At 74.9% G+C, this 8,666-nt stretch carries 9 protein-coding genes and 1 pseudogene; 4 read left to right on the top strand and 6 right to left on the bottom strand.

Features of this window, described 5'->3' with window-relative positions; genetic code table 11:
- Positions 1–231 (bottom strand): hypothetical protein (locus tag JNW98_RS32105; RefSeq protein WP_223771827.1); only part of this gene is annotated, 231 nt, incomplete at its 3' end.
- Positions 232–594: 363 nt separating this feature from the next.
- Between JNW98_RS32105 and JNW98_RS32110 the strand changes: the two are divergent.
- Positions 595–879, top strand: a pseudogene (locus JNW98_RS32110) (galactokinase); the annotation flags it as partial.
- 440 nt (positions 880–1,319) lie between these two features.
- Here the strand turns inward: JNW98_RS32110 and JNW98_RS32115 are convergent.
- Positions 1,320–2,012, bottom strand: a complete 693-nt coding sequence (locus JNW98_RS32115; RefSeq protein ID WP_223771828.1) for an iron-dependent transcriptional repressor DtxR — start codon at positions 2,010–2,012, stop codon at positions 1,320–1,322.
- A gap of 262 nt (positions 2,013–2,274) precedes the next feature.
- Here JNW98_RS32115 and JNW98_RS32120 point away from each other — a divergent pair, with 262 nt between their 5' ends.
- Positions 2,275–3,030 (top strand): SIS domain-containing protein, encoded by a 756-nt coding sequence (locus JNW98_RS32120; RefSeq protein WP_223771829.1) that lies wholly within the window; start codon positions 2,275–2,277, stop codon positions 3,028–3,030.
- Positions 3,031–3,064: 34 nt separating this feature from the next.
- Here the strand turns inward: JNW98_RS32120 and JNW98_RS32125 are convergent, their stop codons facing one another.
- Both JNW98_RS32125 and pdxH read right to left on the bottom strand, forming a co-directional pair.
- Positions 3,065–4,570 carry a PAS domain-containing protein gene (locus tag JNW98_RS32125; protein ID WP_372459376.1) on the bottom strand — a complete coding sequence of 502 codons (1,506 nt, stop codon included), beginning with the start codon at positions 4,568–4,570 and terminating at the stop codon, positions 3,065–3,067.
- A gap of 411 nt (positions 4,571–4,981) precedes the next feature.
- Positions 4,982–5,704, bottom strand: coding sequence for a pyridoxamine 5'-phosphate oxidase (gene pdxH / locus JNW98_RS32130; RefSeq protein ID WP_223771831.1), 723 nt, complete (start codon positions 5,702–5,704; stop codon positions 4,982–4,984).
- A 436-nt stretch (positions 5,705–6,140) separates the two neighbouring features.
- Here pdxH and JNW98_RS32135 point away from each other — a divergent pair, with 436 nt between their 5' ends.
- Positions 6,141–6,413, top strand: coding sequence for a hypothetical protein (locus JNW98_RS32135; RefSeq protein WP_223771832.1), 273 nt, complete (start codon positions 6,141–6,143; stop codon positions 6,411–6,413).
- Between the two features lie 65 nt (positions 6,414–6,478).
- Positions 6,479–7,573: a citrate synthase 2 gene (locus JNW98_RS32140; RefSeq protein ID WP_223771833.1), complete on the top strand. Its 1,095-nt coding sequence runs from the start codon at positions 6,479–6,481 to the stop codon at positions 7,571–7,573.
- Between the two features lie 57 nt (positions 7,574–7,630).
- On the opposite strand, the gene JNW98_RS32145 is transcribed toward JNW98_RS32140, so the two are convergent.
- Positions 7,631–8,173 carry a TetR/AcrR family transcriptional regulator gene (locus tag JNW98_RS32145; RefSeq protein WP_223771835.1) on the bottom strand — a complete coding sequence of 181 codons (543 nt, stop codon included), beginning with the start codon at positions 8,171–8,173 and terminating at the stop codon, positions 7,631–7,633.
- 65 nt (positions 8,174–8,238) lie between these two features.
- A partial coding sequence (locus tag JNW98_RS32150; protein WP_223771834.1) for an enoyl-CoA hydratase-related protein occupies positions 8,239–8,666 on the bottom strand: 428 nt, incomplete at its 5' end.

Consider the following 8,666-nt stretch of genomic DNA (forward strand, 5'->3'; position numbering starts at 1 on the left):
GCGGCCGACGCTCCGTGCGGGGCCCACCCCCGGCAGACGGCAGCGACCGCACGCGGCACACCGGCCAGGCGGGCCGACGCGCTCGTGGCCGACGCGCTCGTGGCCGACGCGCTCGTGGCCGACGCGCTCGTGGCCGACGCGCTCGTGGCCGACGCGCTCGTGGCCGACGCTCCGGCCGTCGCCAATGGCCGGTACGGCACCCGCGCCGAGCGGGAGGGAGCGGTCGCGCACGGCACTCCGGCCGACGTCGACGGCCCGTACGGCGCCCGCGCCGAGCGGGCGGGGGCGGGCGTGCGCGGCGCTGCGGGAGCGATTGCGCGCGGCACTCCGAGCGGGCGGGCTGACGCGCCCGTACCCGGCGCTCCGACCCCCGCCTGCCCCCTGTACGGCGCCCGCACCGAACGCGCGGAAGCGATCGCGCGCGACGCTCCTGCCGGGCGGGTCCGGCCGTTCGCGCGCACCGCTGCCATCGAGGCCCGTGTCCCGTGCGGCGCGCGGTCCGGGGGCGCCGGGGCGGGCGTCTGGACGGGGCCCGGGACCGGGGGCCTCCGTGTGGCGATGGCCCGGGCCGCCGTAGTCCGGAGGACGGCGGCCCCAGCAGCGGCCTGGCCGCTGCTCACCGCCGGGCACGCCTCGCTCCGCGACGACTGCGCGGTCTCCTGCCCGGAGCCGGACCTCGCGGTCGACACCGCCCGCGCGGCGGGCGCGATGGGTGCCCGGATGACCGGCGGGGGGTTCGGGGGGTCGGCGATCGCGCTGGTGGCGGAGGAGCGGGCGGCTACGGCCTCGACGGTGGCAGCGGCAGTGGAGCGGGCGGCAGAGCGGGCGCCGGCAGCCGCAGGGATCGGGCCGACGGCGCGGGTGGCGACCGCGGTGGGCGCCGCCGAGCCGGCGACACGGGCGGCAACCGCCGTGAGCGCCGGGCCCGCGGCACCGGCCGCAGGTGCCTGGTCGGCCGGGGTGCGTGCCGGATCGGGCGGGGCCGGGAGTGGGGGTCCGCAGGGTGCGGGCAGCGGGTGGGATGTCCCGTGCCTCATCGGGCCACCTCCCAGGTCGGCGGCGCGAGCGCATATGCCACTACGCCAGCGTGACACGCCTCGGGGGCGTCTGTACGCGATCCGTCGACTTCCGCCGACTACGGCCGAGGAATGGGTAGTTGACCACATCGCCGCCCGCACCGGCACCCCGCGGGCAGAGGCGCGCGGGCATGCGCGGCGGCGCGGGACCGGCGCGCGCGGGCCGGACGGGCAGCCGCCACGCGACCGGTGGCGGAGGGAAAACCACCGGTCAGCGCCGGTCGTCCGGGCGGAGCGCCCGGATCAGCGCTTGGCGACGAAGACGTGCGAGGCGATCTCCGAGGCCAGCTCGGCGGACTCGCCGCTGCTGCCGACCATCACCCCACCGGGCGACTCCGTCACGCTGACCACGGCACCCGGCTGCACTCCCACCCGACGCAGGGTGTGCATCAGCTGCGCGTCGCTCTGGATCGGCTCGCCGATGCGCCGCACGACGACGGTCTTGCCCTCCGTCCCGGCGGTCAGGTCCAGCAGGCTGACCATGTCCTCGTTCAGGTACGGGTCGGCCTCCGCCTTCTCGCCCAGCTCCTCCAGGCCCGGGATCGGGTTGCCGTACGGCGACTCGGTCGGGTGCCGCAGCAGCTCCAGCACGCGCCGCTCGACGGCCTCGCTCATCACGTGCTCCCAGCGGCAGGCCTCCTCGTGGACCTGCTCCCACTCCAGGCCGATCACGTCGACCAGCAGGCACTCGGCGAGCCGGTGCTTGCGCATGACGCGCGTCGCCAGCCGGCGGCCCTCCTCGGTGAGCTCCAGGTGACGGTCCCCGGCGACCGTGACCAGGCCGTCGCGCTCCATCCGCGCGACCGTCTGGCTCACCGTCGGGCCGCTCTGGTCCAGCCGCTCCGCAATGCGCGCACGCATCGGGACCACACCTTCCTCCTCCAGCTCCAGGATGGTGCGGAGATACATCTCCGTGGTGTCGATCAGTCCGGACATGCGTGCCCCTCGATAAGTCGTGCGCTGGCCCTGGACCCAATTCTGACGCATACCACCGACAAGCCGGGTGCGTACCGCCCGGCCCGCGGCCGCCGTATTGACAGGGCGCAGGTCAAAGCCGCAACGTGAGCCGCGCCACCACGACGGCCCCGCGGTGCCGGCACGACGCCGACGGGCCTCCGGCGTGCGGGCGACCTGACCTGACCCCGATGACGCCGACAGAGATGCCGACACCGACAGAGATGCCGAGGAGCCCATGGCGATGAGCGGGAACAAGCTGGCCGGCCAGTTCTTCGACGCCGCGATCGAGCTGCTCCGGCGCGCCCGCGACGAGGAGGCGGAGCACATCGCCGCCGCGGCGCACCTGATCGCCGACACCGTCGCGGACGGCGGGCGGATCTTCGTCTTCGGCGCCGGGCACTCGTCCATCGCCGCCCAGGACGTCGTCTACCGGGCCGGCGGCCTGGCCCTGGTCAACCTGCTCGCCGTCCCGGGGACGGTCGGCGTCGACGTCACCCCCGCCACCCTCGGCAGCGCGCTGGAGCGGGTGGACGGGCTGGCGGGCGCGGTGCTCGACACCAGCCCCGTCCAGGCGGGCGACGTCCTCGTCGTGATCTCCCTCTCCGGCCGCAACTCGCTCCCCGTGGAGATGGCGATGAACGCCCGCGCCCTCGGCCTCAAGGTCGTCGGCGTCACCTCGCTCGCCTACGCCGAGCACACGAAGTCCCGGCACGTGTCGGGCACGTTCCTGAAGGACCACTGCGACATCGTCGTCGACAGCAAGATCGGAGTCGGGGACGCGGAGTTGACGGCCGACGGCATCGCCGCCCCCTTCGCACCCGCCTCCACCGTCGTCACCAGCGCCCTGATGCAGGCCGTGATCGCCTCCGCCGCCGGAGAGCTCGCCGAGCGCGGGATCGAGCCGCCGATGCTGCGGTCGGGGAACGTGGACGGCGGGCACGAGTGGAACGGGCGGGTGCTCGCCGAGTACCGGGACCGGATCTTCTTCCGCCACTAGGCCGAGTTTGTAACCTCTGACGTCCCCGACGCCCCTACCCCGCCGTCGCCGTCGCCAGGTCCACCGCCGCCGCCACCCGCGTCGCGATGTCCTCCGCGTACGTCGCGTCCGCCCGGTCGAACGGCCGGCGGGACGGGCCGCGCAGGAACGTGACCACGCCGACCGTGCGCCCCCGGCTGCGCAGCGCGGTGGAGAGGGCGTGCTGCGTGCCGGCGGGCCACTTGCGGGCGGCGGCCCAGTCGCGGGTGCGGTCGGAGACGGCCCGGACCGAGCCGCAGCGCTCGACCGCCTGGAGGGCCGGGTGCCCCTCCCCGTACGGCACCGGGAGGCAGCCGCGGACGGAGGCGGTGCCGCTCCCGCCCGTCGCCCCCGCCGGCGTGGCGGCGGCGCGGAGCAGCCGGATGGGGTGCTCGGGGTCGGGTTCGGGGTCGGAGAGCAGGTCGATCAGGGCGTGGTCGGCGAAGCCCGCGAGGGCGAAGTCCATGTAGAGGGCGGCGGCTTCCATCGGGTCCTCGCACTCGGCGACCGCCCGGCCGGCCCGGTGCAGTTGGCTGCCGCGGAACCGCAGCCGCGCGCTCTCCTGCTCGGCCAGCCGGGCCTTGGTGACGTCGAGGAAGAGCCAGGCCACGCCCAGCGGCACCGGCTCCTCGGCCAGCGGCGTGGCCAGCCGGAGGAACCCGCTCCGCCAGCAGCGCCGTTCGGGCGCGCCCGCCGAGCGGCCGTCCGACGCGGCGTCGGCACCGCCCCGGACGGTGACCCAGAGCTCGGTGGGGGCGGGCGGCGCGCCGGTCGCCAGGACGTGCTGGAGCGCGCTCTCCACGTCCTCCAGACCCTGGTCGAGCAGGTCGCCGAGCGGGCGGCCGAGCAGCCCGGAGCGGCTGCACCGCAGGGCCCGCGCCGCGTGCGCGTTGGCCAGGGCGGGCCGCAGGTCGGCGTCGATCAGCAGGACGCCCCACGACGCGTCCCCGAACAGCGCCTCGCTGAGCGCCACCGAGCGCTCCAGGTCGATCTGGGTGTGGACCTCGCTGAACGCGCAGTACACGCCGGCCGGCTCGCCGTCGGGGCCGGGGACGGCCGAGGTCTGGGTACGGACCAGGACGCGGCCGCCCTCCTTGGTGAGCAGCGCGAACTCGTCCACCTGCCGCCCGTGGCCGCGCATCGCGTCCGCCAGCCGGTCAGTGAGCGGCGCCGCGTCCGCCTCGCGCACCGCCCAGCCGGCCAGGCCCCGCCGGCCCACCGCCTCCTCCGCCGTCCAGCCGAGGATGCGTTCGGCCTCCCGGTTCCAGTGGGTCACCGTGCCTTCGGCGTCGAACGCGCAGAGCGCGGCGTCCATGCCGTCGAGGAGGGCGGCGAGGAGGTCGTGGTCGTCACCCTCGGACGGCGACCCGCGACCGTCGGCACCGGGGACGAGCCCGGGGCCGTCGGCGCCGGTGTCCTCCGCCGCCGGCCGGGCCTCGTGACGGGCGGGACCGGAGTGGTGTGGAGCGGTCACGACATACCCCCAGCTGGACGCGTCTGCATGTCCTGCACGACGGGCCATTCAACTCGACACCGCCGGAGACCACACCGTCTTCGGCGAAATCGGTGCGTGAATCGGTGCGCGTGCGGTGTACGGGTCGGTGGGCGAATCGGCGGGCCAATCGCCGGGTGCGGAAATTCGGTTGTGGCCCTCCTGGGGGCTGCCTACTGTGTGGGGCACACGAGAAGGGAGGTGATCGGACAGATGGTTTCAGTCCGGACGCGTGAGGTGACTGCGGGCTAGCGCCCGTCGTCGCGCAGAGCGCAGCGCCGGGTCTTCCGGGTCCTGACGGGCCCCGGGGAAGCCGGCCCAATTCCCAGCAGTCACCCGATCCGTGGGCCGCCGAGTCGTCCGCTCGGCACCGCCGCGCCATCCGGCGCGCCGGTCAGCGGCCCACGGATCGTCTGCGTTCCGGAGCGGCGGCCCGCGCCCCTACGGGCACAGCCGCTCCACCCGCCACGCCGTTTCCCGCCGCTCCGGCTCGGTCACCCGTACGAATCGCAACCGATCGTGCAGCCGGTTCTCCCGCCCCTGCCAGAACTCCACGCTCTCCGGCACCACCCGCAGCCCGCCCCACTCCGTCGGAACCGGCACCTCCGTGCCCTCCGGATAGCGCGCCGCCAGCCGGGCGTACGCCGCGTCGATCTCCGCCCGGGAGCCGACCACCGTCGACTGGGCGCTCGCCAGGGCGCCGACCTGCGAACCGTGCGGGCGGGAGTGGAAGTACGCCGCCGTCTCCTCCGGAGCCACGCGCTCCGCCCGGCCCGCCACGATGACCTGACGGGCCAGCGGGTGCCACGGGAACAGCAGCGACACATAGGGGTTGGCCGCGATCTCCAGGCCCTTACGCGAACCGTAGTTGGTGAAGAAGACGAACCCGCGCTCGTCGTACGCCTTCAGCAGCACCGTCCGCGAGCTCGGCCGGCCCGCCGCGTCCGCCGTCGAGACGATCATGGCGTTCGGCTCCTCGAGGCCGCTCGCCGTCGCCTCCGCGAACCACCGGGCGAACTGTCCGAACGGGCCGTCCGCCAGGTCCCGCTCCAGCAGCCCGGACGTGCGGTACTGGGCGCGCATGGCGGCCGGGTCCAGGGGGCTGTCGGGGTCCGAGGGGCTGTCGGGGCCCTCGGCCGGCGGCAGGGGGAAGAGGTCGGGCATCCGCTCATCTTGCAGCACGCGCGGGGACGTCCGCAGCACCTGCGCGGGAACGCGGGAACATCTGCTCGGGCGACGGGACGGGCCGATGTGGCGAGCGATGGATCCGGCCGACGCGACGGGCCGACGGATCCGGCCGACGCGACGGCCTTCCGCCTTCCTGCGAACTTGCCACGGACTTCTCCATGAACTTCTCCACGAAGAAACCGTTGATCCTGCCCCGTCACCGTCCCCCTCAACCCTTCCCGTGGTGAAATGCACTGTGTGCCGGACATCACCCTTCCCCGCATGTGGCGAACCCACCAAAATCGCCAGGTGGATGGCTGTGGACGCCCCACAGCACCGGCTATCGTTTCCGGCCTGACCCGGCTCGCCGAGGAGACGGGCGAAGTGCCGGGTGAAGTGCTCCCGCACGGGGCATGACCGGTGACAACGAGCCATGACCGGTGACGACCAGCCGAGACCGGTGACCACGAGCCGCGACCGAGCCGAGCACGACCCCCAGGCACGACCCGAGCACGACCCGAGCACGACCCCCGAGCACCACCACGGAGCGCGAGCCACGGCCGCGCATCCGGCCGGCACCCGCCCCGCCGCAGTCCGGGACGGGCCCGGGGCGGGCCCGGGGCGGGCCCGGGGCGGCAACAGCCGCAGCAGCACCAGCAGACAGCGCACGCACAGCCAGCGCACGCACCACCACACCTCCCGCTGACCACCGGCCGGGGACACCGCCACGGTCGGCAGCCGCTTGTCGAACACCTCACGAGGAGCCGCCTGATGTCCGACTTCGTACCCGGACTCGAAGGAGTCGTCGCGTTCGAGACGGAGATCGCCGAACCCGACAAGGAAGGCGGCGCCCTCCGCTACCGGGGCGTCGACATCGAGGACTTGGTCGGCCACGTCTCCTTCGGGAACGTCTGGGGCCTGCTGGTCGACGGCTCGTTCAACCCCGGGCTGCCGCCCGCCGAGCCCTTCCCCATCCCCGTCCACTCCGGCGACATCCGCGTCGACGTGCAGTCCGCGCTCGCCATGCTCGCCCCCGTGTGGGGCCTGAAGCCGCTGCTCGACATCGACGAGGCCACCGCGCGCGACAACCTCGCCCGCGCTGCCGTCATGGCCCTCTCCTACGTGGCCCAGTCGGCGCGCGGCCAGGGTCTGCCGATGGTGCCGCAGCGGGAGATCGACAAGGCGGAGACCGTCGTCGAGCGCTTCATGAAGCGGTGGCGCGGCGAGCCCGACCCCAAGCACGTCGCCGCCGTCGACGCGTACTGGACATCCGCCGCCGAACACGGCATGAACGCCTCCACGTTCACCGCCCGCGTCATCGCCTCCACCGGCGCGGACGTCGCCGCGGCGCTGTCCGGCGCGGTCGGCGCCATGTCGGGTCCGCTGCACGGCGGCGCGCCGTCCCGCGTCCTCGGCATGATCGAGGAGATCGAGCGGACCGGCGACGCCACCGCCTACGTCAAGCAGGCCCTGGACAAGGGCGAGCGCCTGATGGGCTTCGGCCACCGCGTCTACCGCGCCGAGGACCCCCGCGCGCGGGTGCTCCGCCGTACGGCCCGCGAGCTCGGCGCGCCGCGCTTCGAGGTCGCCGAGGCGCTGGAGAAGGCGGCCCTGGAGGAGCTGCACAACCGCCGTCCCGACCGGGTGCTCGCCACCAACGTCGAGTTCTGGGCGGCGATCGTGCTGGACTTCGCCGAGGTGCCGGCGCACATGTTCACCTCCATGTTCACCTGCGCCCGGACGGCCGGGTGGAGCGCACACATCCTGGAGCAGAAGCGGACCGGCCGCCTCGTGCGGCCGTCGGCGAAGTATGTGGGCCCCGGCCCGCGCGACCCGCGGGCGATCCCCGGGTTCCAGGAGCGCTGACGGCGGTGGGGGCGGCCCGCGCCGCCCCCACCCCCCCTCACAGCACGCCGTCCGGGCTCACAGCACGTCGTCCAGGATCGCCATCCACTGCCGCACCACGCGCCGCCGCCGCGCCCCGTCGTCCGTGAGGAGCGAGGCGAGTCCCAGGCCGCGGGCCATGTCGAGCAGGCCCTGGACGGTCTCCCGGACGCCCGGCTCCTTCTCGTTCGCGCCGAGCAGTTCGACGGCCATGCGGTGTGCCTCGCGGCCGATGCGGGCCTCCAGTTCGACGACGCGCGGGCGCAGCGGCTCCTCGGTCGCCGCGGCCACCCAGAGCTGGAGGGCGGCGCGGAAGAGGGGGCCGGTGTAGAGGTCGACGAGTTCGGTGACGGCGAGGTACCTGCGGGCCGGGCCGACGACCGGGGCCGCGCTCTCGACGAGCGCGCGCAGGGCCGCCGACTGTTGCTCGGCCACGTGCTCGACGGCCGACGTGAACAGGTCCTCGCGGGTGGGGAAGTGGTGCTGCAGGGCGCCGCGCGAGACGCCCGCCCGTTCCGCCACGACGGTGACCGTCGAGCCCGTCCAGCCGTACTCGGCGAGGCAGTCGACGGCGGCGTCCATGACGCGCCGGCGCGTGGCCCGGCCGCGGCGCTGCCCGGTGTCTCCGGTCTCCCCGGTACCGGTGGTCACTGTCGCCACGCGGGCCTCCTCCGCTCCAGGAAGGCGGCGATGCCCTCGCGGGCCTCGTCCGTCGTGAACAGCCGCTCGGACAGCGCCACCAGCCGTTCCGTCTCGCGTGCGAACGCGGCCCGCACGTCGGCCGTGACCAGGCGTTTGGACTCCGCGACGCCCTGCGGGGACGCGGCGCGCAGCCCGTCGAGGACGGTCTCCAGGGCCGCGTCGACGTCCGGCGCCGCCACCGTGACCAGACCGGCGCGCACCGCGTCGTGGGCGTCGAACGTCTCGCCGGTGAGGTAGTAGCGGCCGGCCGCGCGCGGGTCGAGCCGGGGCAGCAGCGGGAGCGAGATCACCGCCGGGGCGAGCCCGAGCCGGGCCTCGGTGAACGCGAACGTGACCCCCTCCCCCGCCCCCGCCACCGCGATGTCGCAGGCCC

This window comes from Streptomyces huiliensis, assembly GCF_020037025.1.
GTDB lineage: Bacteria > Actinomycetota > Actinomycetes > Streptomycetales > Streptomycetaceae > Streptomyces > Streptomyces huiliensis.